Origin of the sequence: Agarivorans sp. Alg241-V36 (assembly GCF_900537085.1) — a bacterium.
In the GTDB taxonomy this organism is placed as follows: Bacteria; Pseudomonadota; Gammaproteobacteria; order Enterobacterales; family Celerinatantimonadaceae; genus Agarivorans.
Map to the genome: position 1 here is coordinate 468,226 of NZ_UNRE01000003.1, position 26,979 is coordinate 495,204.

Sequence of the window (26,979 nt, forward strand, 5' to 3'; positions counted from 1 at the left end):
TCTACTAAACGCTAAGGATGGCCCATGCAAATTTCTGTAGTGATGAGAACACTAAGTGGTTTTGCAATTTTATTTGTTTTACTTATTGCGGTAGCGCTAATTGGTCAAATAAATATACGTAGCTTAGAGTCACAGCTTAACGAAACGGTTGATAGCCTTACCCCCACTGCAGAGTTAACTAATCGACTATCTGGATTATTGCTTAATACCGCATGGGTGATTGGATTACACAGCAATACCGAATCGAAAGAGCAATTAAGCCAACTGGAATCCCAAGCCAAAAGCCTTATAAGTAGTTATCAAGAGAACTACCAGAGTCTATTGTTACTTACTGAAAATTATCCAAATTTAAACTCTCTCCTTGGCCCTATAAAAAGTAATGCAGAAGCTACCTTTAGCGCAGCGAATACACAATTTTCAACCCATCAACAATGGTTGGCAGCCGATAAGTCGGTAGAAGAATTACGTCGAGATTTTAAGCAACAATGGAGTGGCTATAATGAGGATCTTGAACGAATTGCAGAATCGGTAGACGGCGAGGCGCATTTGATAGCCATTGACCTGCAAGCCGATGGTGTAGTGCTAGAGCGCCAACTAGACGAAGCTTTTTACGCCAAAACACCTGAACAAACCGCTCGTCAGATGCAGCAACTAAAGACCTTGTATGCCAGCATGATAGAAAAACGTGATGAGTTAGAATTCTACGTAGAAGACGATATACAAAACGTGGTTAACTATTTTGTATTACTTAATCAGTCATTAAACCCTCAAGGACTGTTCAGCGAAATAGACCGCTTGGTACGTTTAACTAAGCAACAACAAGACAATTTTTCCCTAATAAATAGCCAAACCGCCGAGGCTTTAAATCAATTGGCATTAGCCAGCGATTCCGTTTCATTAATCATTGCCCAAGCCAAAACACAAGCCACAGAAAAATCGCAAAGTGCAATTAGCACCATGATTGCGGTTGTGCTTGCTTCCCTAAGCATCTCCATTTTAGTGGCTTGGAGTGTTACCTCAAGCATTAAAGGCCCCTTAAAACGAACCTTACAACAAATGAAGCAATTGGTTGAAGGCGATTTCAGTCAACAAATCAGCGTTCAGAGAAAGGACGAATTTGGCCAAATAGCTCACCAATTAAACCTACTTACAGAGCAATTTAACCAAGTGATTGGCTCCATGGTAGACAGCGCAAAACAGCTAGAAAATAGCGCGGAGTCTGGACTAAATGCCAGTCAACATTCACGCACTATTATCTCAGAGCAACGCGCACAAACAGACATTGTCGCCAGTGCAGTAAAAGCCATGGAACAAGGAGTGCAAGACGTATCTCACCAAGCCAATACCTCTCGCGATGATATTGGAGATGTATCCGCACTTACCGAACAAGGCCGACTAGCAGCTCACACAACCCGTAAAACAACCACTCAACTAAAAACGACGATTCTTCATGCCGCCGAAAAAATTGATACTCTCAAGCAAAACTCCGATGACATTGGCCAAATACTCGATGTTATTCAGGGCATTGCAGAACAAACTAACTTGCTGGCACTCAATGCAGCCATTGAAGCAGCAAGAGCCGGTGAACAAGGCCGAGGTTTCGCGGTTGTCGCCGACGAAGTGCGTAACCTAGCAAGTCGAACACAAAATTCTACCACCGAAATTTTTAAGGTAATAGAAGGCTTACAAAAAGGCGCTAATGCTGCTGTAGAGCTTATGAAACATGGGGAAACTATGGTTATTGAATGCTTAAGCCAAGCAGAGCAAAGCGACCAACAATTAGAAAATATTGCCGTTATGTTGGAACAAATACGCGCTTACAGCCAGCAAATCGCCACTACCGCAGAAGAGAAAATGGCGGTTGCTTCACAAGTGGCAAACAACGTACAAAAAATTGTTGAGTTAGGTCATTCTGCCCATAAAGACGCCGAGCATAATGAGCAAGCAAGCGAGTCACTCAAAGTTAAATCCGAGCAACAATTGGGGCAACTGGCCATCTTTAAACTTAAAGAATACTTACCAAGCAATGAGCAAATGGCGACTCTGTAGGATAAAGATGAAAACCATTACAAACCCAGTGCTGTCGAACATCGGCTTATCAGTCGCACTTTGTTTAGGATTAAGTGCTTGTGGTAGTGCTTTGCTCGATCAAGATTCCAATAAGCCAACACTAAATCAGCAAGGTCTATTAGTTGTATCAAGTGCCAGCTTGGATGCCGACGGCCCTGTCCAAGGTCAAACCGCTTATCAACTGATTACCCAGCAATTTGGCAAAAATGCAGCGGAGTCACCCGACTTGTTTAGCGGCGATCATCAAGGCGAAACTCATATACTGGAAAAAATAGACCCGGTCTATGGCCCCTACTTTCGCTTTATCTTGCACCGCGACCTAGACGGCAACAAAGGAAAATACATCGACAGGCAGCGCAATGAAATAAAGATTTATGGCGGCTCTTCAGACAGGCTAAAAGGCCTCCAAAACAGTCACTTTGAATACAGCTGGAAGTTTCGCGTTAGCGAAGATATGCAAGTTACTAATAAATTTACCCATATTTTCCAGCTTAAAGCCGTAGGCGGTGAAGATGCTATGCCGATTATTACCCTTACGGGCAATACCCGCCGCGGAGAAGCCGGCTTAGAGGTAAGACACAGTCCGGAACGAAAAACCAAGGTACTAGCAAGAACAGATTGGCAAGCAATACGAGGCGAATGGCTAGAGGCTAAAGTACAGGCGCATTACAGCGAACAAGGCTGGTTTAGTTTACGCCTCACTCACTTAAGCGATGGCAGTAGCATCTTTAACTTTCGTGAAGACGGATTAGATATGTGGCGTGGTACTGAAGAGCATCACTTTGTTCGCCCTAAATGGGGCATTTATCGCTCACTGGTAGAAGCGCATAAACTAAACCCGCAAGTGTCAGTAGATTTTGCTAACTTTAGCATTCAGCAATTTGCGACTGATTAGCTCTTCTATCTAGCACTTCGCTAACTGTTTGCTGGCCAAGGCGTATGTGCAACGGCTAATTAGCGCAACTTGTTCCACCTGCATAAAGTGTCCCTGCTTTGCCAGCCGAATCACTTTTGAAGTAGGTTTGGCTAAGTGCTGCTCTGCATAATCAGCATTTTTAGGGTCAACCAAATGATCTTTCCCCCCTTGCACTAGCACTACCGGAATGTTTAGTTCCGACAAACGTACCGCAGAATCCGCTAAGCCATCTGGCAGGGCAAACATCTCTAAATTAGCGTGATTCAACTGCTTGCCAATATCCGATAACGACAACAAAAAGTGCCCAACACCAGTGTCAGCAAACTTGTTATACCAGCGTGGCTGAGTCAAAGTTTGACTCATGCCGCCAGCCAATAGTAACAAGCCATCAATCTGCTCAGGATTTTGCTCCGCAATGATAGGTGCTAAAGAAGCTCCCCAAGAATGCCCCACTAAAATTAAGGGGAGCTTTGGGTATTGTTGCTTTAAGTGCTGGATTAACGGCGAAATCAGCAAAGCTTGTGTTTGCATATTAGAAACTGGTTTAGGTTTAGCTTGGTCTTGATATTGTGATAAGCCCCAGCCCGGCCTATCAAAGCTAACTACACGAATGCTATTAATAAGCGAAGGTTCACTAATCAAATAGGCGCTGTCTTGCCAAGAGCCGGGTGTTCCGTGGATCCATACCATTACAGCTTCGTCGGCTTGGCCATTCTCATGCACACTCAAAGTGAAGTTTTCAGTTTCAAGTTGGTAATGCTCTATATCAGGGTTACCTAACAGGTGCTCTTGGATAAATTGTTGCTGCTGCTTAATCGCACTAGGCATGGGGCTACAGCCTAGCAAAATGCTCGATCCAACAAGCAAACTCAAGTTCAATAAACTTCTTTTGATTAGCGAGGCAAGATACATAAACCAGAAACACCAAAGCAATGAATAGTAACTAAAGCATTAGAAAGACAAATCCCCAAGTAAATTTCACAATTAAACCCAGCACTACTAACTTGACCCACTCCCAGCACATCGCCATAATCTGGGCTATTCCTAGGGTCTGTTGATCTTTCGAGCTGATTATTGCAGCAGTTTGTGGCTTATTTATACAGGGCAAAGGTTTTGATGTGTAGCTCACCTACATGAGAAACCGATAACGCGATAGAAACTAGTCACAAACGCTGTCCGAAGGCTTCGGCTAAAATCGTTTTATACTTTGTTAAGGCGTATTAGCTTAGAATAACTAGGCTGCGCACTCTTTGCCGCGCCTAAAACGATTTTATCTCGAACAAAACTTAACCGCGAGAGGTCAACAGACCTTAGCCATGGCATTAAAAATGACTAACCCTGAAGATTCACCAGAAGAAATTGAAGTAGAAGCCGCTGAAGTTTACGTAGATGAACAACCTATCGAGCTATATAAGGTTCTCAAAATTGGTAACTTAGTGAATGGCGGCGGCGAAGCCAAAATGGCCATTGCAGAAGGTTATGTAGGGCTTAATGGAGAACTAGAGCAACGTAAGCGCAAGAAAGTGTATGCCGGCGATATTATCGAGTTTAACGGCCAGTTTTTGTATGTTGTTTGCGATCAGCCAATCTCCGAACCTACCACGAAAAAGCCAAAAACTAACAACAAGCCTAAAGCTAAGGCTAGTAAAGAAAGCGACAAACAACAGACTCATAGCGAGCCTAAAAGAAACGCAAAAACAGGCCGTCATTCAATAAAGTTTTAAGCCTTAAAATAAACGAAAAGCAGCCTAAGAGCTGCTTTTTTTTGTATTTTTGTTGGGCATAAAAAAAGCCGCTATAAAGCGGCTTTTTTGGCTAAGTAAGTAAACTTACTTCTTAGCTTGGCGTTCTTTCTCTTCTGCGATTACCGCTTCAGCCACATTTTGTGGAGTAGCTGCGTAGTGCGAGAATTCCATAGAGAACTGACCACGACCAGAAGTCATAGTACGTAGAGAACCGATGTAACCAAACATTTCTGCTAGTGGTACGTCAGCTTTAATACGTACGCCAGTTACGCCAGCTTCTTGGTCTTTAATCATGCCACGACGACGGTTCAAGTCACCAATAACATCACCAACGTGATCTTCTGGAGAGAATACGTCTACTTTCATGATTGGCTCAAGAAGTTGAGGACCCGCTTTTGGCACAGATTGACGGTAAGCGCCTTTAGCTGCAATTTCGAAAGCGATTGCTGATGAATCCACAGCGTGGAAAGCACCATCATATAGCTCTACTTCCATATCTAGAAGTGGGAAGCCAGCTAACGGACCAGTTTCCATCATTACTTGGAAACCTTTTTGTACTGCAGGCCAGAATTCTTTAGGTACGTTACCACCAACAACCGAAGAGGTGAAAGTGAAACCAGAACCTACTTCGCCAGGCTTAATACGGTAATCAATTTTACCGAATTGACCAGAACCACCAGACTGTTTCTTGTGCGTGTAGCTATCTTCAATTTCTTGAGTAATAGTTTCACGGTAAGCAACCTGAGGTTGACCAACAACTAGGTCTACGCCGTAAGTACGCTTCAAGATATCTACTTTAATATCTAAGTGAAGCTCGCCCATACCTTTAAGAATGGTTTCGCCTGAATCTTCATCCGTTTCAACTTGGAAAGATGGATCTTCTGCAACCATTTTACCGATAGCGATACCCATTTTCTCAGAACCACCTTTATCTTTAGGCGCTACAGCAATCGAGATTACTGGAGTTGGGAATACCATAGGCTCTAGAGTACATGGGTCTTTAGGATCACATAATGTGTGACCAGTTTGCACGTTCTTCATACCTACAATCGCAATAATGTCACCAGCTTGTGCGCTAGTTAATTCATTACGGTCATCAGCTTGCATCTCAACCATACGGCCAATACGCTCTGTTTTACCAGTGAATGAGTTAAGGATGGTGTCACCCTTGTTCAACACACCAGAGTAGATACGTACGAAGGTTAATGCACCAAAGCGGTCATCCATAATTTTGAATGCCAACGCTTTAAAGGTTTCATCAGTAGAAACGATAGCTTTTTCGCCAGTTTCTTCGCCTTCGTCATCCATAAGAGGTTGAGGTTCAACTTCTGTAGGGCTAGGTAGGTAATCAACAACAGCATCAAGTACTAATTGAATGCCTTTGTTTTTGAATGCCGAACCACAGTAAGTTGGGAAGAAAGACATGTCACGAGTACCTTTACGGATACACGCTTTAAGCTGCTCGATGGTTGGCTCTTCGCCTTCCATGTAAGCCATCATTAGTTCTTCGTCTTGCTCAACTGCAGACTCAACTAGCATTTCGCGGTATTCAGCTGCTTTTTCTACCATATCCGCAGGGATATCGGTAACTTCGTAGTTCTCAGGAAGACCAGTGTCATCCCAGATGTACGCTTTTTCAGTTAACAGGTCTACAACACCAACGAAGTCATCTTCGATACCGATAGGTAGAACCATTACTAGAGGGTTAGCAGCTAGTACGTCTTGAGTTTGCTTAACAACACGGTAGAAGTCAGCACCCATACGGTCTAGTTTGTTTACGAAGATGATACGTGCAACTTCTGATTCGTTCGCGTAGCGCCAGTTAGTTTCTGACTGAGGCTCAACACCACCAGAACCACAGAATACACCGATACCGCCATCAAGTACTTTAAGTGAACGGTAAACTTCAACGGTGAAGTCAACGTGTCCAGGAGTATCAATAACGTTGAAGCGGTGGTCATCCCAGAAACAGCTTACTGCTGCAGACTGAATAGTAATACCACGCTCAGCTTCCTGTTCCATGAAGTCAGTAGTAGACTCACCGTCATGTACTTCACCAGTTTTGTGGATCTGACCAGTAAGTTTTAGGATACGCTCAGTTGTGGTAGTTTTACCTGCATCAACGTGAGCAAAAATACCAATATTTCTATATTTTGATAAATCAGCCATTGTTCAACTCTAATTCAATTGTTTTTCAAATTCGCGGGGAGTATACCACTACTGTCGCACAAGGCGAGAGGGTGAACTGTATTTGAGCGATTTATTGCGAAATTTCTTTAAAAAAGTGTCTTAAACTAGTGTCAACAAATAGCCGCAAGCCAGTTAGTCTCGGGTTTTTAGTTAAATTCGTATCTTCTTGTCAGTCAATAAAAAAAGTATAACTCCCCTACCCAATAATCAGCATAGTTGGCTTAAACGTTAGCGCAACTGCATTATTGTAGATATTACCGCCAGTTTGAATAGCGGCAACTCAGCTAGAATTATTTCTTTTTGTCCATCATAGCCTTAAGGTCAGCAAATGGGTTGGAAGTTGCTAAATCTTGCTTTAAGTCACTGCCAGCCTCTACCGTTGAGCCATACTGAGCGGCCTCAGTATATTTAGAATGCTCATGATCATGGCAATACAAGCACAATAACTCCCAATTTGAGCCATCATTTGGGTTATTAGTATGATCATGGTCGATATGGTGCACCGTTAGCTCTCGCAAATTAGAATAAGGGAACTCTCGAGCACAACGCCCACATACCCAAGGAAACAGTTTTAGTGCTTTCTCTCGGTAGCCTTGTTCAAGGCTTGCATAGTTATTTGGAATATTAGCCATTCTCTTCTCCAGCTATTTTTGCCGAACACTATAACACCAGCACCAATAAACACGTAACTCAACGGCATTGATTCGCTAATAACTAGAAACTTGGGTAAGCGCTTTCAAATTTCTCGAAAATAATCCACACTAAGCTTAATTGCGCTAAGGGAATAGCTATGGAAAAATCGTTAACTCAAATACACTGCGATCGCTGCCATTGCAGCACTACCACCGACCAAGTAAACGGCTGGCGAGTATTTTTGTATAACGGTTTAGAACTTCCATTAAGAAGAACACTGGGCTGGTGTAAACAATGTGAAGGTCTGGTTACCGCCGAAGAGTTTAGAGATATCAATCTCATCATCAAAGAAATGGGCGAACTTGTTCGCCAAGTGTCCGCTTTAGAAAAAACCTTAAAAACCAACTACTGGCAGCGGCTACTCAATCGCAAGCTTCGCCGAGTTCGGCGTCGCTCGGTAGAAAACCTACTAACCCTAGGCGCAGAATTAGATGTGGCCAGGCAACGGGCTAACCAAGCCAAATGTGTTTGCTGTGGCTCGCTAGAGGTTGCTGTTATCGACTCCTCATTAAACATCATTGGTCAGTTTTGGCAACGCAGCAACGATAAAGAAGTCGCTACAGGTTTAGTTCACCCACAATGTGGTGGAGAATTTATCGCCCGCCCAATTAAAAAAGTAAAACCTACCCAGTTTAGCCATTCTTCATCGCTACAGCCTCCAGAAAAAAACCAGCCAGATAACGATCAACAAAGTGTGGCCTAAGCCAACACTTTGTTGATTCACACTAGATAAACTGCGCTCATTGTTTAGCAACGAGTAAAAGCCTGCAATTTTGCGTTAGCACTTAACAAGATAATAACTGGTGCACTTGCTTTGCCCGCTCTCCCCAACTTTCCGAACGAACGCTCATTCTTTGAAAAGATGTTCTGCGCTGTTGCAAAGCCAAGGGTATTTGCAAGCTGTCTTGCAATGCTTCCACCATTTGAAAGGGCTCCTCAACTTGAGTCACCATACCCGCATAAGGCTTAAGCGCAGGAAAAGGCGTACTTACAATGGGGCGCCCTGCCGCCAAATACTCTCGTAATTTAAGTGGATCGCAAGCGGTAATTTGCTTACAGGCTTTAAACGGTAACCAAGATACCTGCCAATGTTGAACGTAACTAGGCAACTCACTGTGGGCTACTGCTGGGTAAACCTCAATGTTCGAGACTTGTTTAAAGGCAGAGATATCGGTTTGCACTTGGCCAATAAATACAAAGCGCCACTCTGGCAAAGCTTTAGCAACACTAACAATCAAAGGAATATCTAACCAAGCCGCGATTGAGCCATAAAAGCCAGCCACTGGACCGCCCTCTAAAATAGAAGGCGCCGGGCTTGATGGGCGAACAAATAAGTTGTAGTCAACGCCGTGGGGTAGAATACGGGTTTTGATTGCCAAACGTGGCTTCTTAGAGAACTTACGCAACAGCATGTCGCTGGCCACTAATACGTGGTCAGCCTTTTCAACCAACTGCGTTTCACACTCAGTAACATGTTTGTGGTCTACCCCAGCTAGAGCGTTAAAGTCATCGCCACAGTAATAAATAACTTGTCGCTCGTTAAGATGCCCCAACATGTCTACTGCAGTTGGTAAAGCAATCCACAGATCTGGGTTGTTCAACTTAAGGTGCTTAACTTGTTTATTAACCTGAGCTTTTAACAAACAGCGGTTAAACCAACGGAAAAAACGGCTGCGTGGCGCGGGCAACGCAATCGGCGACAATACATGAATATTAGCCGGCGTTTCCACGGATGCTTTTGGCGCTGAATTATTAGATGAAGATGATGTACTAGGACTAAAAAACATCGACACGACTTTTTCCATCACTCTTTTTGCATCACGTAAACTTAAGCGAGGACGACGTAAACCAATGGAGTTAATCCAAAGAATACGGTGATTTTTAGCCAGTTCAGTTATCACATGCTGGCTACTACTAGGATGACGCTGCCAGTCTTCACCAAATACAATGAGATCGCGTTTCATACTATTTCTCCTCAATTGATTTAATGACTTTGGCAGGCACACCCGCAGCCAAAACTCCAGCGGGTAAGCTTTTAGTCACAATGCTGCCAGCGGCTACCACAGTGCCTTTACCAATATTGACACCGGCCATTACGGATACGCCCGTGGCTAGCCACACATCATCTTCAAGAACTATATCGCCCACTTGCTCATCAAGTTCGGGCAGCCCCGCTGCGCGTTGCTCAGCATTTAGAGGGTGGCCTGGATAACCCGCCATGAAACAACGCCCTGCAATACGCACGTTGTTACCAAGTTTTACGGTGCGGCCTACCGCGATGGTAGTTTGCCAACCAACGTCCACGTTATCGCCTATTTGCAACAGCGCGGGAGAGCCAGAACTGCTACGACCGCTAAAGGTAGTAGCCCCAGAAATTCGGCAACGGTTGCCAAGCTCTATACTTAGCCCTTCGCTAATTAAAGGCATACCGCCATAAAGGTATAAGGCTTGAGAGGGACCGCTGGTTTTGCTTCTAAATAACGGCGTCCACCATAATATTCTCAGTAGGCTGCAAAGAAAATTGCTAAGGCTGGTATGAAGTCGATACAACAGTGAGAATAACAATGGCACTTTAGGAAGCTGGCACAACCTGATTGCTTTTAGCAAACTAAACAGTTTTTTTGCTGTGGCAGAGTCACTACTTTTAAGCCAATGCTTAGTGTGATGTAAAAACATGCTGCTCATGAACATTCCCCTATAACAAGTAAATGTGATGTCTTTACTCATAGATAGCAGCATTTATGCCAACAAAATAATCATCATTAATTCAATAACTTAACAAGAGACAAAAGAGCCAATTGCAGTTTGCAATTGGCTCTTTTCACCTTAAACATAAGCTTTCTTAAAATGCACTGTTGGCTTTATCAGTTGCATGCCCCAGGCCAACAGCCAGCTCAAACCAATTACAGGTAGCAGAGAGGTCCAAATAGAGGGAGTTAAGAAGGGTAAAGCTAACAATAAACCTAAGGGAGGAAGTAAGGCCGCCAACAAAGGCAGTACTTTATAAGGCAGGGCCTGTAGCCTTAAGCTCATCATAGTAAACAAAACAAAGCGCAGGGCAAATACACTGTTGGTGGCCACAATTAGCCCCCAAACACCCCAGCTTGGAATAAGTAAGTAATACAGTCCAACGGCCAAAACTGCAGACAGAGCGTTTATTCGGGGAAGCCAAACAGGGCTATTAGGTAAATAGCAGCCTATGTCGGTGACCGCTGTAGCTAACTTGAACCCTAAAGCCAATAACATTAACGGCAGCCACTCTATGCCGCCTAAGTATTCAACTGGCAGTACCCACTTGAGCACCAAAGGCGCAAACAAAGCGGCAGACAGTATTAGCAGCATAAGCGCCAACAGCAAACGCTGATGAACCACACACACTTCATTCGCCCCATTGCTTTGCTGCAACACCGTAAACCGGCGCGGTAACCACCAACTTTCTAGCACACCAAAAGCCATGGCGGTGGCTTCTACCACTTTAATCATAATGGCGTACTGAGCCAGTGTTTCTGCCCCTAACCACTCTGCCAATAACAGGCGATCTAAGCCATGCATAATGAAAAGCGCAAGTGAGGCTCCAATTAAACAGCGCTGATAGCTTAAGGTTAACTTGGATAAGGCTAGATCTAGCTTTAACTTGAGCTGCTTTCGGCAAAACCACAAACCTATGCTTAAACCCAAGGCATTAGCCGAAACACTAGCAACAATTACGGCGTCCATTCCCCAACCTTGCTGTAAGCCCAACAAAGTCACCATTACTTGGCAGCTAGCTTGTGCCACTACCAAGTAAAAATAGCAATTAGCCCGGCGCTCAATGCGCAGCCACATCATGATTGGCTGTAAGGCAATAGAAAATGCTATCACCGCTGCCACAGCTGCTAGCTGCACAAGGCTCAAATTGGCGAATATCTCTAAGGGCACCAACGCTAAGGCGAAACCAGCCACTACCGCCAAAAGCAAGCCGTAACTTAAACTCAATAAAACAGAAGAGGAGATAAGATTGGCTTTGGCCGAAGCGTCTTTACACTCGGGATAAAAACGCGGTAAGGCTCCAGCGCTAATTTCCAGCAGAGAACATAGCGAAAAAATCACCACTAAGCTTTCTAGTACACCGTATTCTTGCAGGCTCAGGTAGCGGGTTGTTACCGGCAGCATCATTAGGCCAATGCCTTTCTGCAAGATCATTAATACGCCATATATGCCCATTTCCTGCAGAGACTGGCGCGCTTGTTTGAGCTTACTCCACAGCATAATTAGCTCTCCCGGCGCGGATCCGAATCAGCCACAGCGCCCACTCTCGGCTGTGCCATTTACTAAAACTGCTCACAAAATAATTATCTTGAGCTGACGCGTCCCCATTATTTAACTGATATTTTTCAATTAGGTGCTGGGTAAAACGCCAATAGCAAAGCAAATCAAACCAACTCACTTGGGTTCTTAGCTGCAAATAAGCATGGCGGCACAGCATTTCTAAACATTGCGGTGCAGCCTTAGGCAACAATTCACTTTGCTCCATGCGTTGCATAAAATCACCAATGGAAGACATTCGTGCATACAAGCGATGTTTATCGGCACCAGCACGTCGGCAAATACCTTGTTGGTTATGGCGATAAAAATAGTAAGGTGGGTCAATATGCACCACGGTTTCGGCAAACAGCTCAGCCATGTAAGAAAAAATTTCGTCTTCAAATAGCTCCCCTTGGGGAAAGCTGATTTGATGCTGAAGAATAAAACTACGACGGAATAGCTTGTTACACACCGAAGTATTTTCGCTAATATTTTGATGGGCGTAACACTCCACCCCATGGTCAGAAAATTTGCTAAAGCCACAGCTGACCCAATCAGCCTGTTGCTCACTGGCTTGGTTAAACATGTGTTGATACATGTTTTCATCAACATAATCATCACTGTCTAAAAAACCCAAATACTGGCCTTTAGCGTGGCTCATACCTATGTTTCGCGCTTGCGCTAAGCCAACGTTTTTTTCCAAATTAACGATTCGGATCGGCAAACTAGACTGCTGGGCGAAACGCGTCGCGACTTGGTAGGCATTATCTGGAGAGGCGTCAATCACTACAATGATCTCTAGTGAGCGAAGGTGTTGTTTAGCTAAGCTGCTTAAACACAGTAATAAATATTGCTCGGTATTAAATACAGGCACTATCACCGACACGCTCACTTGAGAAGCAAATACACTCTCCATTATTTTGCTCCTTCTGTACTAAAGCTTGGAGCTAACAACCCTGCCGAAAATTGCTGTTTAAGCTGGCGCGCTTTAACCCAATAACTCAACAGTACAATGCGCGCTACCGAGCCTCGAAATTTTAGATAGCGGCTCACCTTATAGTCTTGAGGCAATACCACGCAGCGTTCAACTAAGCGATACTTTGCGACTAAATGGTCGATAAAACTAAAGAAGCCTAATAAATCGATGGCCGAAATATGATAATAAAGCGCGCTTAAGGCATGGTTAGCTAAACACTGCAATAGCTCTGCAGCATGGTCTTCAATAGCACCTCTGCGCTCCATGTCTGCCAAAAACCTCGCTAGCATAAGTTGCTTGTCGTAGAGGTTAAATCGGCCATGATTATCGCCTCGACACAAACCCTCTGGGCTCAAGCGATAGTTGTATAGCACTTGCTTTACCTCTGCGACATTCTCCGTGGCAAAACGCGCGGTATAAACAAAAGGTTCATCCTCAAAAATCAGGTTGCTGTAAAAATTGATTTGTTTAGATAGCAAGTAAACTCGACGAAATAGTTTATTAGTAACAAAGGTATCGTCGTAATACTCTTTGGTGGGAATATTGTGGTATTCCACACTGGAAGCGTGCGTTTCGAAAGAACGCATCTGGCAGCTCACTACATCAGCATTGGTATTTAAGGCTTTGCAGAACATCAGCTCAAACATGTTGGGTTCTACATAATCATCGCTATCTACAAAACCGATGTATTCTCCCTGAGCAGATTGCATGGCAATGTTACGCGCCATCGACACTCCAACATTCTGTTCCAATACAATTTTGCGAAAACGCTCTGGGTATTGAATACAAAACTCTCCAGCAATAGCCGCGCAGTTGTCTGGAGAAGCGTCAATCACCACAATCACCTCAACATGTTCTAGCGTTTGTTTTGCCAAAGAGCTCAAACAACTCGCAAGGTAGTGCTCAGATTTATAGACGGGAACGATAATAGATACATTAAACATGGCGAAGCCCTCTTTGCTATTCATCGACCTTAAAGTTCAAGTTCGATTACAGGTCATAGCAACACTACAGCAAGAGCTAGGCCAGCAAGGATTAGTGGCTATTTTTCAATGATATAGATAGAAAAAAGAAAGCAGACAAAGGTGTTATTTAGTGGGCTTTGCATTATGCAATGGTTGACGAAGTAGCTGAGCAATCGCCACCACTAAGGCAGTAAATATATAAATTGGCCAGGTGAAACCTTGAGTAAGAAAAGTGCCTGAAACAATAGTGCCCAACATGCCGGCAAACACCCCTTCGGCACAGGAATATAAACCCGCATGTTTTGTCTTTGCCTCACAGGCTAAGGCTTGCAGATTTTGGTGGGCCAGCCTACATACTTTAAATAGCAAAGTGCAAAACACCATAAAACCCACAAAACCGGTTTCGGCCAATACCCCAAACCAAGTGCTATGCACTGCATGGTTTTTACCATCCCAGTGAGATGAGAAAAAATAGTAGTTCGCATAAAAGTTATCTATGCCCACGCCTGTAATAGGATTATAAAGGGCCATTTTGAAAGCCGCTTGCCAGGCATAAATACGGCCCATTGATGACTCGTCAATACCCGACTCAGCCGCCCCACCCGAGCTACGCTCGGACACGCCGGCCAATACAAATAGTATCGGCAAAGCCAAGGCCCCGGCACTTATTAGCAATGCTTTGTTTTCCACTCTTCGCCAAGCCAGTACTGCGCTAATGGTAGCAATACCCAGCAGGCCGCCGCGGCTTTGGGTGGCTAAAATAGCCATAATAATGGTAACTGCAGACACCAAAGCTAATAAACGAACCAAAGACACACCTCGCTTTAAACTATAAGCCAAGGCAAAACCTAAGGGGAATTGCAGGGTTAAAGCTAAGTCATTAGGATCGCCCAATACCGAGCCCATAGAACGACCAATGGTGACACGGGTGCCTTCTACCATTTCAATACCGGCTGCAGCATTTTGCAGGGCAACAATGGCTATCATTAAACCGCACACACAAAAGGCAATTGCCGCCTTTACAAAATCTTCAGGACGGCGCATCAACCAAGCAATAGCCACCGTCATTAAGGCTATTTTGCTAAACACACCATTAAAGTAGGCCATGGCAACCGGCCTACTGCTGGCAAACACCACGCCTACCGCGCACAAAGCCACAAATAACATTAGACAGCTAAGCTCTTTACCCCAGTAGATTTGCATTTTGCGAGAAATAAACAAATGCCAAGCTAAACAGGCCAGCGAAGCCAAGGCTAATAGTTGCGGAATGCGCAAAACATATAAAGCAGGAAAGGCTTCATGCAAGCGGAAAAAAGAAAAACAAACAAAGCCAAGCACTACCCAAAAGGGCTGCTTCATCACGGCTACCACCAATAGAGGCAGCACGCCTAAGGCTATAGGGATCAATGGATTAGGAAGCTTAAACCAAGTCAAAACAACCACAAAAATAACCAACAGCGAACAAACAATAGGCTTCAAGCGTATTGCGGTTTTAGGCTGCTTATCTATGGCTATTTTCATCTGATTCGCTCTCTGGCATTTAGCTTGCTTATGTAGAGCTATAAGCAAGCTAAATGCCAGCTAACAATCAGGAGTTAACTATGTCTCAGCTTAAGAATATTCAACCGGTATGCAGTGTCGTGATCCCTACTTACAATTGCTTAGGCTACTTAAAGCAAGCCTTAGAAAGTGTTGAGCAACAAAACGTAGCTGCGCTAGAAATTATTGTAGTAGACGATAATTCAAGTGATGGCACCTGGCAGTGGCTGCAAGCGCAACAAGAAAAAATGCCTAATTTGCGTAGAATTAAACTCTCAGGTAAAGGCCCGGCAGTGGCGCGCAATATCGCGATTCAGCAAGCTAAAGCACCGCTTATCGCTTTTTTAGATGCCGATGACATTTGGTTAGCCGGCAAGTTGCAACGCCAAATCAAGTTTCACCAAGCTAATCCAGCGCTAAGCTTTAGTTTTACTGATTACCGCCACGTAGCAGAAAACGGTGAAGACCGAGGAACCTGTTTCGAGTTTTGGCCAAGCTATCGCCAGCTCAGCCAACAAGCCAAATGCTACCAGCTTAAACCCGACGCTGCCGCCAGCTTGTTTGCCGAAAATGTAGTAGGCACTTCAACGGTTATGGCCTCGCGCGCTGCGCTACTAAAATGCTTCGCCTTTGATGAACAACTGCCTTCAGCAGAAGACTGGGATTTATGGTTGAAGCTGGCACTGCTTGGGCCGGTAGGCATTGCTAACTATTGTGATTGTGAGTACCTAATGCGTGATGGCTCGGAAAGTAGCAAAAGCCAGTTGCGGATTAAAGCTATGCACATTATCTACCAGCGCTATGCACCTGCAATAAAGCAGCAATCACCAAAAGCCCTAGCCCAAGCAAAAGCGCGCATCGCTACTGCTGAAGCAGAATTAAGTAATGAACAAAGCCTGCGCCTATCAGCGATATTCTCAAGAATTCAGGCGCTGTATTATTCGCCCAACCGCCGCCGACTTATTGAAACCTTGGCCGATACCCGAAACTTGTTATTGCTGAGATAACAAACAAAGCTTATTCCTATTCAAACAAAAAGGCGACCAAAGATGCTTAGGCCGCCTTTGTTCTTACTGATATTTATTCACTTATAAACGCACTACAGTATCGCAGCGTTTTTCAATCATATAAGGATCGTGGCTTACTAATAACAACGCACAACCTTGTTGTTTCGCCAAATCCACTAATAGGTCAGTCACCTCTTTAGCAATAATCGGGTCAAGGCGAGAGGTCGGCTCATCGGCAAATAAGAACACAGGGTCTAGTAACAAGGCACGCAAAATTGCAAAGCGCTGCAACTCTCCCCCCGACACTTCGGTGCTTCGGCGTTCTAAAAGCTCTGGTGCCAAGTTTAGCTTTTCCATTAAAACCGGCACTCGCTTGCGATCAAGCTTGTGCAGCTTGAGTAAATCCTCAAGCAATACCCCAAGTGAAACACTAGCAGTAATCGCCGCAGGAGGATCTTGGTAAAGCTTTAGCCATTGGTAAGGTTTAGCTTGGTTCGTTAGCTTATTTACTTTGCCTTCAACTGGCTTAAGTAAGCCCAACAAGGTATCGCCCAAGGTACTTTTACCACAGCCACTGTCGCCTACCACACCAACCACTTCTCCGGTATGAATCGTAAACTCGATGCCTTTAGAGAGCGCAGCGCCATTGCGACCTATCGCCAAGTTTTTGGTTTCAAGCACCGGGGTCTTAGCTATTTGGCTTTTCTCTCGCTGTTGCCAATGGCGCGGGTCCGCGGCAATCAGCGACTGGGTATAAGCATGTTGAGGATTCTCCAATACTTGCTCAGCACTGCCCCGCTCAACCACAACCCCTTCTTTCATCACAATAATCTCACCGCCAATCTGGCGAGCAACTTCAATGTCATGAGTAATGGTAAGCAAACCACCACCCTTGGCACTATCGATTAGCAATTGAATTATGTCGTCTCTGCGGCTGACATCTAAGCCTTTTGTTGGCTCATCGGCCAGTACCAATTTAGCGCCACCAGCTGTTGCTGCGCTTACCGCTAAACGCTGCGCCATACCGCCAGACAGTTGCCCAGGTCGTTTTGCAGCGCTGCTTTTTAGGCCCACTCGGTCTAGGTCTTCTATGGCGCGATTAAATGCAGCTTCTCCTTCAAGCTTGTGCAAACACTCGTAAACTTCAGAGACTTGCTGAAAGGCTGGCATTAAGGGGTCAAGTGCGCGCCACGGTTCTTGCGGCAGCATTATCACTTGGCGACCCCAAAGGTTAACTAGTGACTTTCGGTCATGAACTTGACCAAATACCTCTACCCCACCTTGCTGCGATAATTCGCTGGGTAACAAACCTACAATGGCCTGAGCCAACAAACTCTTGCCAGAACCCGTTTGGCCCAGAATAGTAAGCGGTTTATCTTGGTATAACTTAAGTGATAAAGGCTGAAGCAGCTCCAACTCTTTTGCTTTAATCGAAAGATCAGTCAGCTGAATTAAGAGATTCACGGCTCGCTCCTGCTAATAAATGAAAACCTAGTACCAATAGCGCAACCACTAGCAGGGGCTGAGCTAATACCCATGGCGCTTCAATATAAAATGGGAACAACTCAACACTCATTAAGCCAAGCTCAGCCAAAGGAGGTTGAATACCTACCGCGATAAAACCAAGTGAAGCCATCATTAAAATGGCATTCGCAGCGCCAAAAGCCGCCATAGTAAATACCGAAGGAGCCACAGCTGGCCAAATATGGCGCTTAAATTGATACCACTTACCAAAGCCCATCATCGCTGAAACTTGTCTCTCTGGGCTATCAACAATGGTTCGAGTAATTGCGCGGGTCACGCGATAATACTCAACCCATTGCACCAATGAGATAGCGAGGTACATCACCAGAAAAGAGCCAGGCGCCAACGCAGACAGTAATAACACCAACACCAAACCAGGCAGCGCCAGTAGAATATTCACTACTACGTCTAAACCTTGCTCAACTCGACCTCCCGCCCAAGCAGAACAAACGCCAAGCGTTACACCTAATACCGACGCGCTAATAACGCAAAGCACGCCCAAGCTAAATGACAAGCCAATAGCACTGGCTAAACGGGTCATCATATCTCGGCCAAAATGATCAGTACCTAGCCAGTTGTCACCACTTGGAAGGAGTAAACGCTGTGCTAAGTTTTGCTCATCAATACTATGCGGAGAAAAGCATGCCACCAATATTGAAAATGCCAGCAGGCCAAGCAGTATTGTTAAGCCAAGCTTTTGATTTAAATTAATTTGTTTCATCATTTCTCTAGCTGACCTCTTGGATCAATCCAGTAACACAACACATCAATCAGGCTATTTAAAAGTACAAACAAAACGCCCATGGTAAGGGCGCAGCCTTGAATAACCGGAATATCACGGGCGAAAATAGCGTGTGCTAATCCATGACCAACACCTGGCCAAGAGAACAGAGATTCAATCATCACGATTCCCTCAATCACGCTCACCAGTTGAATACCAATAAAGGCAACAATCGGCACAGCCATGTTTCTCACACCATGACGAAAGAAGGTCTGACTTTCGGTTAAGCCTTTTACACGAGAGAATAGATAAAAGGGTGAGCGAAGCACCTTGCCAACGCTATTGTGAACAACACGATTAGATACCGCCGCTAAGCTAATTGCCAAGGTGACACTGGGTAGAACAAGGTGCTGCCAAGTACCATAACCAGCAACAGGAAACCATTGCCATTCAATGGCGAATAGCAAAATCAGTATCAACCCCAATACAAATACCGGCATCGCGCGAGTGAAAGTGGAAAACCACACCACCAAGGAGTTAATCACACCGCCTTTTTTGCCCAATACTTCTTTGGCCGTTAGCGTTCCTAAAGGCAGCGCAATCAATATCGACAAGGCAATGCCCACCCCTGCGAGCATTAGTGAATGGCCAAGTTGATGCAACACCATTTCGCTCACCGGTAATCCACTCACTAGTGAATTACCTAAGTTGAGCTGCAGTAGGTCTAACAACCAACTAACATAGCTACTCAACCAACCTTGGTCTAAATTTAATTCTTGGCGAACAAGTTCAGCCGCCGCCGAATCAACGTTATCCTGCCCGTAACGACTGGCTGCAATTCTATAAGCCATGTCTCCTGGTAAGCTACGCATCAATACAAAGGTCAGCGTCCCTACTCCCCAAGCAACCAAAACAAGTTGGTATAAGCGCTTTTTAGCTAGATCCCACAACATCGTTTACTTTCCTACTGTTCGAAATACATCTGATTAATGAAGTAGTTGCGCTCAAATGGGTCAAACTTAAAGTTCTTCACACGTGCATTAACCGATGTATGTTGGCTGTAGCTTGAAATAGGCAAAACCGGAGTATCTTTGTAGATCTCTTGCGCTACTTCTTGGCTTAAAGTAAAAGACTGTTCCACTTGCGTTGAATCAAGCAGTTCCGCAATCGCAGTGTCTACCTGCGGATTAACCCAGTTCATGGTTCCCCAGTCGCCGCCACCGTTGGCAAAATCGCTACTAATAATTGGTAAAGGATCGGCACTAAAACCAAAGTTACGGGCAATTAGCGCCATTTCTAAAGAGCCATCGGTATGCCCAGCTGGGATCATGCTTGAGTTAGTCACGTCAACCTTTAGCTCTACACCCAATTTTGCCCACTGCGCTTGAATCGCCGTAGCTACTGTGGCCAATTCAGGACGATCTGCGTAGGTCATCATAGTGAGTTTAAAAGGTTTTCCTTGGCGCTCTAGCAAGCCAGATTCATTTTTCTTCCAACCTAAGTCGGTCAATATTTGCTGGGCCTGTTCTAAGTTGTAAGGGTTGTTGTCAACACCTTCAATAAACCATTGAGACATTGAGCTAGGCATAAGTTGCGCTGTTTCAGAGCCTTCAGCGCCCAATACATTTTTGCTGATTGCGGCTCTGTCTAGGGCCATGCTCAAAGCTTGGCGAGCTTTAACATCATCAAGGAAGGGATGGCCAGCATTTAACTTCACAAACATCGTTCGCGGAATCAAGTTGCTATGAACCTCTAGATCTGTGCTTGTTTTAAGCTGACTAAGCATGGCGGGATCTAGCGTAAACACAATGTCAGCTTCGCCAGATTTTGCCTGCAAAATACGGCTCTCTGCTCGGTGGCCGGTTAAATAAGTAGCAAAGTCAATTTGCCCCTTTTCACCCCAGTATTCATCAAATTTTCTCACGGTTAATTTGTGAGGCGGCGAAAAGCTTTCCATTTGGTAAGGGCCACTGCCATACAAGACCTTAACAGCCCCACCCTCTTGGTAAGATTTTTCAGATAAAATGGCATTCGAATAGTTGGTTAGCAAAGAAGCAAAAGCAGCGTAAGGCTTAGCCAAATCTATTTTAATTTCATTGTCGCTAATAGCGGAAATCTGGGTTACTTCGGCTTTTTTCAACGTGCCGTGTTTACTAAGAGCAGCATTCAGAGAATTCACTACCGCTTGTGCATTTAGCTCTGTTCCATCATGAAACTTAACCCCATTTCGCAATACAAAATGCCAGCTCAATCCATCTTCACTGCTATGCCACTCAGTGGCCAAACCCGATGTGATAAGGCCTTGCTCATTTACATTAAGCAGCGTTTCTATCACTTGCATGCGGGTTAAAATATAACCCTGCTTAGAAGGATCTAAACTGGTCATTTCCCAAGGGCCACTAATAGACAAAGTATTAGTTTTACTTGGTACTACAGAATCTGCTGAAGTTTCACTGCGATTATAGCTAAGAGCAGTAACAATGACTGCCGCAGCCAAGGTGGCGAACAAAACGCCACGTTTAAATTTCTTTTTTGGAGCATAAGATATTTCGGTCATAACAAATCCTAACGTGATGACATAAACGTAATAAACAGAGGTGGTTCTAAATAGTTTTATAGAGTAATAACTAGGCGATAAACGGGGGAGAACGGGTTCTTGGGCGCGCTGCATCACAAGTGGCATTATCTAAAGGCTCTAAACTAAGCAAGCTTTTATCACCGCTTAAGAATAGCTCTGAATTTGCCTGAATAATTAGCGCACTATTTATCGCTTCATATATTTCACATTGATGTTGCTCATGAGCATGATGGTCAGCCTCCATTGCATGCACCAGCGAAAGACTACTCAATCCAACAGGGAGTATAAGCATCGCCAGCAAAAGCAATTTATTGAAATGAAAGCGGCTGAAATAAAACACAATAGCGCTAATGAACCTTACAGAATGTTATAGTATATCATTTAAGGAGGGAATCACAGCCAAGGCGATGCAATATACTCGCTAATTGTATATAGCGAAATACAGTTACGATTTTATGATTAATTCTTAAACTTACTGCTTCAAAACTAAGCGAATACACCACTACAACTGCCCTCGCAGGATCCTCTCGCTTTACAAACTCCCTATTTACGAACGGCATCATATCTTAAAATCTCGCTCACAAATAGTAATAATTATCATTTGCATTAATGAATAAAAAGGCTCATCATGGCGAAATGTTACAACATATCAATTTGGAAGGTTACTATGAAACCCAATATTCACCCAAACTATCAACAGGTGGTATTCCACGATACCGCATCGAATACCCATTTCTTGGTGGGCTCTACAATTCAAACCAAACGTACTATCGAATTTGAGGGAAAAACATATCCTTACGTTACGCTAGATGTATCTAGTGCTTCCCACTCTTTCTATACAGGTAAGCAACGTGTTGCCAAGAAAGACGGTCGAGTATCTAAATTTAAGAATCGCTTTGGTAGCGTAGGGACAAAATAATGAAAGTACTTAGTTCCTTAAAAAGTGCCAAAAATCGTCATCCCGATTGCCAAATAGTAAAACGCCGTGGTCGTATTTACGTAATTTGTAAAGCCAATCCTAGATTTAAAGCGGTACAAGGCACTAACAAAAAGCGTAAGTAGTTTTAGCTAATGAGCGGCAGCAAGCGTGGCGGATATAAATGGTATAAAACGCACTTGCTGCTGTTATAAAATAGATGGCGAATTTGCCTTAGCACGACTCAAGGGAACCAACTGCTCGTAAACCTGTTCAAATTGTTGAATAACGGCTTCTGGCGAATAGCGTTGTTGAATGGTTTTTCTGGCTTGCTTCGCCAGATTCGTTTGTAAATGCGGAGTGGATTGCCAGCTCTTAATAATTTGTTGCCACTGCTCAATATTAAACCCCTCTAACAGAAAGCCATTTTGTTGGTGCTGAATAAGCTCACTTAGCGCGCCAACATTATTGGCGATAACCGGTATGCCTCTGCTCATCGCTTCCAGAGCAGCTAAGGGTAAACCTTCGTTGCGCGAAGGCATGCAAAGTAAATCCATTTCTTGCCAACAATTGTCCATGCAGTTTTGTTTACCGCGTAAGCTCAAATTACTAAGACTTTTATACTCCTCATTAGGCTGCAGCGTACCTTCGCCAAATACCACAAAATCTAGCTCCGGCATCGCCTTCGCTAATTGATAGAACCTATCAGGACCTTTTACTTTGGTAAGGCGCCCCACAAAACCAATACATAAACGACGTTTTTTAACTAAAGATTTGCTTGCAGCTTTAGGCACTTGCACAAAGTTGTTCACTATTATGCTCGATGCCGCTACGCGTTTAGCAATGTCTTGGCTAATGGCGATTCTAGCTTGTGATAAACATGCGGTGTAACGATCTAACCAGTCATAACAGGCCAAACGACCTTGGCTAACTTCCCCTGCATGAAAACTCGACACCAATTTGGTCGATTTAATACAACGCAATAAGCGAGCAATTAAACTGGCTTTATAGCCATGGCTATGCACCAGTTTTGGCGAAAAATCGTTACAAGCATGCAGCAAACTACCCACGCTACCATCAAGAATCAACCAAGGAACCGCGGCGCTATTGAGCTGCTCCAGCATTGGATGAGGACTGGCATAAGCCCGCCAAAACACCACGGCAATATTGTGACCACGTTGATGAAGCGCCAAGGCTAGGTTAGCCACATGGCTTTCTATTCCCCCCACGGTTTGGCTATCGATAAATAACCAAACCGCTTGGGCTGGAGGTAACTGGGTACTATGCTGATAGGCTCGCATGCTGTTACCTACTAAAATGAAAAGCTTGGCGCAGCGGCGCTCAACTCAGCTAAACTCAGCTCTTGATGAACCCGAGTCACATTACCTGAAGATAATTGCCAAACCTCAGCAACTAAGGTGCTGGCATGAGCTGGCAAAGTGATATCTAATGCCATTTGTGGTTGGCTTATTTGACCTCGCCATACACAAGAGCTGTACTCTATGCTCTGCTGCTCCAGATCTTTCCATTGGGTACAAATGTTTAAGTAAGCGCGCTCATCTCCCACCAGTGGATATGACACTTGTAGCGCTAAATCTTGCTGATTACTAAATATAAAGCTCTCTGCTACTTGCACCTCTTCCAAGCTCGTGGCAATAGGTGTTGGCTCCGGAGAGGGCTCAGGTACAGTTTCAACCGGCGTTGTAGGCTCAGGGCTAGGCTCAGTCTCTACTGTTTCTACCACTTCAGTTTCACCTCCGCCGCCTCCACCGCCACAAGCCACTAACAAGCTACTGCTTAATACTAATAGTCCACTACTTAAGATGTTGTTTAGGTTGATTAACTTGTTCATGGTATTACTCCTGATCTTGATAAATAAGTTCGCTGCGGGCATTTTCTAGCAAGTACCAATCACTGGCTTGCTGGCCTTCGCTTTGTGCATATTCAATAAAGTTGGGGTAGGCATCGCTTACTTTGATGCGCTCAAATGGGTACTGCCAGTTGTAAGGCACAATGATTGCCCAAGGCAGGCCATTGCCAGTTTGGTAGTAGGAATTTGCGGCTGGATTAGACACGTCATCCATGCTTCCCCACAAGGCGTCGTCGGCTTGCGAGCTCGGACTTTGGTTTTTGGCGTGGATCTCTAAACCGCGACCGGGTGAGCTAGCAAAATACGGGTTACGAGCATGCTCAGTTGCGTAGATAAATGGGTCGAAAGGTGCGCTTGGTAAACTACTCGCTGCCACACCTTCAAGCATTGGTAACAATACTTTGAAGTGGAGCTGACCTTCGCCGCGGCAATCGCTTTGTGTTTTGTAAAAATCACACTGGTTTTGATTATTAATATAATCACGCACATTGCTGGCAATAATCGCGGTTATGTCGCTGGTATTGGCATCTAACACCGGGCTATCTAATAACTGTCCATTAATTTCATATCGAATGGCTGCAACATCCACCATCGATTTATCAATCCCAGGAATACGGATCGCAAAGCCATTGTGAAAGCTTGCGCCAACTGCTCTTACTTCGCCTTGTAGTTCTACTCTCGCAACATCGCCATCAGCAAAACTTAAGACCTTGGTTTGCAGGTTTACTACTAGATCATTAAGGTCGTAGTCTCCCTCTGCTGGCCAGTTATCTTCAAAGGCTACAGTGGCGTATCCATCGGCGCTTGGGTAATAGCTAATCTGAGTGGCCGAGTCGCCAACGTAGATTTGCATATCTTCGACTTCACCATCGGGTGCACCACCAGTAGCGGCATTGCCACCGGCAGAGCTAATTCGAAAACGCGCCCAGCGGTCGCCACTTTCATAGCCCTCAGGTACGCTCACCAATAGTGATTGCACTCCACTTACTACTGCTTGGTCAGTTAGCACCTGCTCTTCTGGGTCAAATACCCCATTACCATTTAAGTCTATCCATGCACTTAAATAGCCATTCGCAGAGCTATCCACCTGCACCACAAAGTCGAGGCCTACTTGCACATTGGTTACAAATGCAATGCCGTCTTCATCGTCTAGTAATCGAGAGCTATCATCACTTCGAGGATATACATATGCATCGGCTTCGCCGTCTACATAAGTACCTAAGTGAATGCCGCCATCCACCAGCTGGTGACGGGCACCATTGCTTTCTAGCGAAGTACCAAAGCTGTCGGGTGCATCACCGAAATCGATATTCGCTTCATCTTCGGCAACAATTGGCGCAATTGCACAGCGCGCGCCGTCGTTGTTGCCAGAGGCTGGGCCTTGTGCATAAAACTGAGCTTGAGGGTTGTTTTCTGCCACGTCTATCTTAAAGACAAAGCCGTCGCTGTTGCGGCTAATATACAAATAACCATCAACATCGAAATAAACCGCACCAAAGGTGCCGGTTTCCCCAACATTACCAAGGTTACTACTGTTGCCATTGGCTGCGTCGATACTCCACAAGTTACCGTTGCTATCAACGCTATAGAGCATGTTGTTATCGGGATGGAAGGCCATATCAAAAATGCGCAGGTTTAAAGCACTACCATCAATGACCCGCTGCATCTGTAGGTAGTCGCTATCATTTTCATCTAGCGATACACGGTATAAGCCGCGAGAAGATCCGCTGCGATACAGATAATGTGCATTGTGGCTAACAGCAACATCACCCACATAAAAACTCACATTACTGTCAATGCCGTTCCAATCTAGGTTTAGTAGCTGAACTTGGTAATCGTCACCAATTTTTGCCAAGGTGCCGTGTTGGTAGCTCCACGCGTAAAGATAATCGTCATGAAGGTTGAATCCTATAGCATTCAATTTGCCCGTGGTTCCCATATCGCTGGCTAAGGTTTGGTAAAAGCCAGTGGCTAGGTTTACGCCAAACAGCTGGGCGACATTTTGTTGCACAAGAAACGCTTGTGTAGGGCAGCTAGAAAATGCCGCACCGTAAGAGCTCAGAGGTGAGCAAAGTGCGGCAAAAGCAAGGGGTTTCCAAAGTTTCATAGTCAATCCTATCGTTTGCTAAATGAGGCTTGTAGTTGCTTATCAGCAAGAGCCAAGCCAGATTTGTAACGATATGATTTATATGAATTTAAGAACCTATTCCAGCTTAATAGAAGACAGTTTCGCATCTTGCAAATCACTTAAAATAGCTAAGATAAAGCAGCCTATTTCTCCAGCAACCAAACCGCATTTTCTACGGCAATGCCTTTGGCAAAGCCTTCTGTTTCCTGTCTGCTAGCAAGTTTCTTTAAGCCATAAGTTGATGCATATAAACGCTCTATTTCAGACTCAGCTAAGGCAAAGGGAGGCCCGGAATACTGGCTTTGCTCGTAGTTATAAGTAACCACTAATTGCGACGCTTGGTTAGTGATACTTGCCAGCATTTGAGCATAGCGCGTTCGAATATCTTCGGGCAAAGCTACCAAAGCGCCACGATCATAAATCGCGTTGACCTCACCTAGTAACTCACTATTTAAGCTAAAAATATTGGCGACAAAAATATCTATGTTAGTGCTTGAGTAATGAAAGCCATCAGCCAATACTGCTACTCTTGGCTCTATGTTTAGCTCTGCAAAAAGCTGCTTTATTGCATGCTCGCTAAGCTCTGCGCCAACCACTTTCATCCCTTGGTCTAGGAGCCAAGCGATGTCTCGAGTCTTCCCGCATAAAGGGACAAACACTCGCGCGCCAACCGGTAATCTAAGGGCGTCAAAATACTCGTATAAAAAGCGGTTAACCTCCCCTTCATGAAAACCTATTTCGTCTTTCTCCCACTTTTGATGCCAAAACTGTTCGTGCATGTTTACCTCCTAATACCTTTCTAATATGCAAAAAGCGTTGTGCTAAGTAAGCTTATCCACTAGCTTACAAGTTAAAGT

25 protein-coding genes are annotated in these 26,979 nt (G+C 44.6%); 7 read left to right on the plus strand and 18 right to left on the minus strand.

The genetic code is table 11. The features are described 5' to 3' along the window. Positions 1–24: 24 nt before the first annotated feature. Complete coding sequence (locus G6R11_RS21700; RefSeq protein WP_205472723.1) at positions 25–2,049, plus strand: methyl-accepting chemotaxis protein; 2,025 nt, start codon at positions 25–27, stop codon at positions 2,047–2,049. A gap of 7 nt (positions 2,050–2,056) precedes the next feature. Beyond that, a complete protein-coding gene (locus tag G6R11_RS09510) occupies positions 2,057–2,965 on the plus strand; it encodes a heparin lyase I family protein (RefSeq protein WP_163132840.1) in 909 nt (302 codons plus the stop codon). A gap of 9 nt (positions 2,966–2,974) precedes the next feature. Here G6R11_RS09510 and G6R11_RS09515 read toward each other — a convergent pair whose 3' ends face one another. Then, positions 2,975–3,814 (minus strand): alpha/beta fold hydrolase, encoded by an 840-nt coding sequence (locus G6R11_RS09515; protein ID WP_163132841.1) that lies wholly within the window; start codon positions 3,812–3,814, stop codon positions 2,975–2,977. Positions 3,815–4,314: 500 nt separating this feature from the next. On the opposite strand from G6R11_RS09515, the gene G6R11_RS09520 reads away from it, so the two are divergent. Next, positions 4,315–4,710, plus strand: coding sequence for an RNA-binding S4 domain-containing protein (locus G6R11_RS09520; protein WP_163132842.1), 396 nt, complete (start codon positions 4,315–4,317; stop codon positions 4,708–4,710). A 105-nt stretch (positions 4,711–4,815) separates the two neighbouring features. Here the strand turns inward: G6R11_RS09520 and fusA are convergent, their stop codons facing one another. Then, positions 4,816–6,900, minus strand: a complete 2,085-nt coding sequence (gene fusA / locus G6R11_RS09525) for an elongation factor G (protein ID WP_163132843.1) — start codon at positions 6,898–6,900, stop codon at positions 4,816–4,818. 311 nt (positions 6,901–7,211) lie between these two features. After that, positions 7,212–7,553: a YajD family HNH nuclease gene (locus tag G6R11_RS09530; protein WP_163132844.1), complete on the minus strand. Its 342-nt coding sequence runs from the start codon at positions 7,551–7,553 to the stop codon at positions 7,212–7,214. Between the two features lie 158 nt (positions 7,554–7,711). Here G6R11_RS09530 and G6R11_RS09535 point away from each other — a divergent pair, with 158 nt between their 5' ends. After that, entirely contained in the window at positions 7,712–8,317 is a 606-nt protein-coding gene (locus G6R11_RS09535; protein WP_163132845.1) for a hypothetical protein, read from the plus strand. Between the two features lie 82 nt (positions 8,318–8,399). Here the strand turns inward: G6R11_RS09535 and G6R11_RS09540 are convergent, their stop codons facing one another. The 6 genes from G6R11_RS09540 to G6R11_RS09565 all read right to left on the minus strand — a co-directional run bounded on the left by G6R11_RS09540 (position 8,400) and on the right by G6R11_RS09565 (position 15,360). Beyond that, a complete protein-coding gene (locus G6R11_RS09540; RefSeq protein WP_163132846.1) occupies positions 8,400–9,578 on the minus strand; it encodes a glycosyltransferase in 1,179 nt (392 codons plus the stop codon). 1 nt (position 9,579) lies between these two features. Further along, positions 9,580–10,299 carry an acyltransferase gene (locus G6R11_RS09545; protein WP_205472725.1) on the minus strand — a complete coding sequence of 240 codons (720 nt, stop codon included), beginning with the start codon at positions 10,297–10,299 and terminating at the stop codon, positions 9,580–9,582. 141 nt (positions 10,300–10,440) lie between these two features. After that, positions 10,441–11,862, minus strand: a complete 1,422-nt coding sequence (locus G6R11_RS09550) for a lipopolysaccharide biosynthesis protein (protein WP_163132847.1) — start codon at positions 11,860–11,862, stop codon at positions 10,441–10,443. Continuing rightward, positions 11,849–12,814: a glycosyltransferase family 2 protein gene (locus G6R11_RS09555; protein WP_163132848.1), complete on the minus strand. Its 966-nt coding sequence runs from the start codon at positions 12,812–12,814 to the stop codon at positions 11,849–11,851. Before G6R11_RS09555 ends, G6R11_RS09550 begins: the two co-directional genes overlap by 14 nt. Beyond that, positions 12,814–13,818, minus strand: a complete 1,005-nt coding sequence (locus G6R11_RS09560; protein WP_163132849.1) for a glycosyltransferase family 2 protein — start codon at positions 13,816–13,818, stop codon at positions 12,814–12,816. The genes G6R11_RS09555 and G6R11_RS09560 overlap by 1 nt, the downstream gene beginning before the upstream one ends. Before the next feature lie 144 nt (positions 13,819–13,962). Continuing rightward, positions 13,963–15,360, minus strand: a complete 1,398-nt coding sequence (locus G6R11_RS09565; protein WP_163132850.1) for an O-antigen ligase — start codon at positions 15,358–15,360, stop codon at positions 13,963–13,965. A gap of 80 nt (positions 15,361–15,440) precedes the next feature. On the opposite strand from G6R11_RS09565, the gene G6R11_RS09570 reads away from it, so the two are divergent. Further along, positions 15,441–16,385, plus strand: coding sequence for a glycosyltransferase family 2 protein (locus G6R11_RS09570; protein WP_163132851.1), 945 nt, complete (start codon positions 15,441–15,443; stop codon positions 16,383–16,385). An 81-nt stretch (positions 16,386–16,466) separates the two neighbouring features. Here G6R11_RS09570 and G6R11_RS09575 read toward each other — a convergent pair whose 3' ends face one another. From G6R11_RS09575 to G6R11_RS09595, 5 genes are all read right to left on the minus strand, one after another. Continuing rightward, complete coding sequence (locus G6R11_RS09575; protein WP_163132852.1) at positions 16,467–17,849, minus strand: ABC transporter ATP-binding protein; 1,383 nt, start codon at positions 17,847–17,849, stop codon at positions 16,467–16,469. Then, the gene (locus G6R11_RS09580; protein WP_163132853.1) at positions 17,824–18,633 is read right to left on the minus strand and encodes an ABC transporter permease; all 810 of its coding nucleotides are present in this window, start codon (positions 18,631–18,633) and stop codon (positions 17,824–17,826) included. Before G6R11_RS09580 ends, G6R11_RS09575 begins: the two co-directional genes overlap by 26 nt. Further along, entirely contained in the window at positions 18,630–19,583 is a 954-nt protein-coding gene (locus G6R11_RS09585) for an ABC transporter permease (protein WP_205472728.1), read from the minus strand. Before G6R11_RS09585 ends, G6R11_RS09580 begins: the two co-directional genes overlap by 4 nt. Positions 19,584–19,594: 11 nt before the next feature. Continuing rightward, on the minus strand, positions 19,595–21,187 hold the full coding sequence (locus G6R11_RS09590; protein WP_163132854.1) for an ABC transporter substrate-binding protein: 1,593 nt from the start codon (positions 21,185–21,187) through the stop codon (positions 19,595–19,597). 70 nt (positions 21,188–21,257) lie between these two features. After that, on the minus strand, positions 21,258–21,452 hold the full coding sequence (locus G6R11_RS09595; protein WP_163132855.1) for a hypothetical protein: 195 nt from the start codon (positions 21,450–21,452) through the stop codon (positions 21,258–21,260). A 423-nt stretch (positions 21,453–21,875) separates the two neighbouring features. On the opposite strand from G6R11_RS09595, the gene G6R11_RS09600 reads away from it, so the two are divergent. Both G6R11_RS09600 and ykgO read left to right on the plus strand, forming a co-directional pair. Beyond that, positions 21,876–22,127 (plus strand): type B 50S ribosomal protein L31, encoded by a 252-nt coding sequence (locus G6R11_RS09600; protein WP_163132856.1) that lies wholly within the window; start codon positions 21,876–21,878, stop codon positions 22,125–22,127. Then, a complete protein-coding gene (gene ykgO / locus G6R11_RS09605; RefSeq protein ID WP_163132857.1) occupies positions 22,127–22,270 on the plus strand; it encodes a type B 50S ribosomal protein L36 in 144 nt (47 codons plus the stop codon). The genes G6R11_RS09600 and ykgO overlap by 1 nt, the downstream gene beginning before the upstream one ends. A gap of 63 nt (positions 22,271–22,333) precedes the next feature. Here ykgO and G6R11_RS09610 read toward each other — a convergent pair whose 3' ends face one another. The 4 genes from G6R11_RS09610 to tmpT form a co-directional block, all read right to left on the minus strand. Continuing rightward, complete coding sequence (locus tag G6R11_RS09610; protein ID WP_163132858.1) at positions 22,334–23,425, minus strand: glycosyltransferase family 4 protein; 1,092 nt, start codon at positions 23,423–23,425, stop codon at positions 22,334–22,336. An 11-nt stretch (positions 23,426–23,436) separates the two neighbouring features. Then, on the minus strand, positions 23,437–23,976 hold the full coding sequence (locus G6R11_RS09615; protein WP_163132859.1) for a hypothetical protein: 540 nt from the start codon (positions 23,974–23,976) through the stop codon (positions 23,437–23,439). 4 nt (positions 23,977–23,980) lie between these two features. Beyond that, positions 23,981–26,101, minus strand: a complete 2,121-nt coding sequence (locus G6R11_RS09620; RefSeq protein ID WP_163132860.1) for an LruC domain-containing protein — start codon at positions 26,099–26,101, stop codon at positions 23,981–23,983. Positions 26,102–26,265: 164 nt separating this feature from the next. Continuing rightward, on the minus strand, positions 26,266–26,901 hold the full coding sequence (tmpT, locus tag G6R11_RS09625) for a thiopurine S-methyltransferase (RefSeq protein ID WP_163132861.1): 636 nt from the start codon (positions 26,899–26,901) through the stop codon (positions 26,266–26,268). Between the last annotated feature and the right edge of the window lie 78 nt (positions 26,902–26,979).